This window comes from Paucibacter sediminis (genome assembly GCF_030254645.1).
GTDB classification, from domain to species: Bacteria; Pseudomonadota; Gammaproteobacteria; order Burkholderiales; family Burkholderiaceae_C; genus Paucibacter_B; species Paucibacter_B sediminis.
In genome coordinates this window covers 3,260,001-3,262,500 of record NZ_CP116346.1, presented here as the reverse complement: position 1 = coordinate 3,262,500, position 2,500 = coordinate 3,260,001, and the positions used below count along the sequence as shown (strand labels likewise).

Here is a 2,500-nt window from a genome sequence, read left to right as displayed (position 1 = left end):
TCTAAGAGACTTGATACTCGTCACCGAGCATCAAAACTCACCTTCAAACGCCCACGCTTATCGGCTGTGAATTCTTAAAGAACATCAAGCTGTCTGTCGACTTGCTTGGCGCTGATCAGCGATCAGCACAGAAGCGAGATTATTGACGATTTTATTACTATCGTCAACCCTTATTGCAAACTAATTTGCACGCTTCGGATCTGCGAGCACCAGGCCTGCGCCTGGCACATCAGCAAGTGCAAACACTCGCGAGTCGATCTCGAGAACGCTTGCATCTGCTGACACAGATGGAAACGCCCAGTCTTGCGACTGGGCGTCTTCGGATATTAGCCTGACGATGACCTACTTTCACACGGGAATCCGCACTATCATCGGCGCTGAGTCATTTCACTGTCCTGTTCGGGATGGGAAGGAGTGGGACCAACTCGCTATGGTCATCAGGCTTAACTGGTTGGCAAGTTGTTGCTGGAACAACTTACCCAATTTGTAGAGTTGCGCATTATACAAGGGCGTTGGCTCTTGCGCGCTTCGAATCAGCTTTGATTTTGATTGCGTTCAATTCAGACTTCTGAAGAACAGCATAACTTGTGCTTACCTCAATAAGCTCTGACTTGCTCTTTCGAACTGTCAAAGTTATAGGGTCAAGCCTCACGGGCAATTAGTACTGGTTAGCTTAACGCATTACTGCGCTTCCACACCCAGCCTATCAACGTCCTGGTCTCGAACGACCCTTCAGGGGGCTCTAGGCCCCGGCAAGACTCATCTTGAGACGAGTTTCCCGCTTAGATGCTTTCAGCGGTTATCTCTTCCGCACTTAGCTACTCGGCGATGCCACTGGCGTGACAACCGATACACCAGAGGTGCGTCCACTCCGGTCCTCTCGTACTAGGAGCAGGCTCTCTCAATCTTGCAGCGCCCACGGAAGATAGGGACCAAACTGTCTCACGACGTTTTAAACCCAGCTCACGTACCTCTTTAAATGGCGAACAGCCATACCCTTGGGACCGGCTACAGCCCCAGGATGAGATGAGCCGACATCGAGGTGCCAAACACCGCCGTCGATATGAACTCTTGGGCGGTATCAGCCTGTTATCCCCAGAGTACCTTTTATCCGTTGAGCGATGGCCCTTCCATACAGAACCACCGGATCACTTTGTCCTACTTTCGTACCTGCTCGACTTGTCAGTCTCGCAGTCAAGCACGCTTATGCCAATGCACTATCAACACGATTTCCGACCGTATTTAGCGTACCTTCGAACTCCTCCGTTACACTTTGGGAGGAGACCGCCCCAGTCAAACTGCCCACCATACACTGTCCCCAATCCCGATAAGGGACCAAGGTTAGAACCTCAAACACACCAGGGTGGTATTTCAACGTTGGCTCCATAGAAACTAGCGTCCCTACTTCAAAGCCTCCCACCTATCCTACACAGATCTGTTCAAAGTCCAATGTAAAGCTACAGTAAAGGTTCATGGGGTCTTTCCGTCTTTCCGCGGGGAGATTGCATCATCACAAACATTTCAACTTCGCTGAGTCTCTGGAGGAGACAGTGTGGCCATCGTTACGCCATTCGTGCAGGTCGGAACTTACCCGACAAGGAATTTCGCTACCTTAGGACCGTTATAGTTACGGCCGCCGTTTACTGGGACTTCAGTCAAGAGCTTGCACCCCATCATTTAATCTTCCAGCACCGGGCAGGCGTCACACCCTATACGTCGACTTTCGTCTTTGCAGAGTGCTGTGTTTTTAATAAACAGTCGCAGCCACCGATTCTCTGCGGCCTCATTGGGCTCCCCAAGTAAATGGTTCACCTACTAAAGGCACACCTTCTTCCGAAGTTACGGTGTCAATTTGCCGAGTTCCTTCTCCAGAGTTCTCTCAAGCGCCTTAGAATACTCATCTCGCGCACCAGTGTCGGTTTGCGGTACGGTCGTCTGTAGCTGAAGCTTAGTGGCTTTTCCTGGAAGCAGGGTATCACTCACTTCGTCTGCAAGCAGACTCGTTATCACACCTCAGCTAAGCCCTCCGGATTTGCCTAGAGGGCACGCCTACATGCTTGAACCAACTATTCCAACAGTTGGCTGAGCTAACCTTCTCCGTCCCCACATCGCACTACAGATCGGTACAGGAATATTTACCTGTTTCCCATCAGCTACGCATCTCTGCCTCGCCTTAGGGGCCGACTCACCCTACGCCGATGAACGTTGCGTAGGAAACCTTGCGCTTACGGCGAGGGGGCTTTTCACCCCCTTTAACGCTACTCATGTCAGCATTCGCACTTCTGATACCTCCAGCAGGCTTCACAACCCACCTTCACAGGCTTACAGAACGCTCTCCTACCACGTGCAATAAATTGCACATCCGCAGCTTCGGTAACTGGCTTAGCCCCGTTACATCTTCCGCGCAGGACGACTCGATCAGTGAGCTATTACGCTTTCTTTAAATGATGGCTGCTTCTAAGCCAACATCCTGACTGTTTTAGCCTTCCCACTTCGTTTC

Annotated in this window: 2 rRNA genes (1 of these 2 running past the window's edge); both read right to left on the bottom strand. The window is 51.1% G+C overall.

What is annotated here, in order from left to right:
* Positions 1–329: 329 nt before the first annotated feature.
* A 5S ribosomal RNA gene (gene rrf, locus PFX98_RS15115) occupies positions 330–442 on the bottom strand.
* 195 nt (positions 443–637) lie between these two features.
* Positions 638–2,500 (bottom strand): 23S ribosomal RNA (locus PFX98_RS15110); it runs 1,017 nt beyond the window's last position.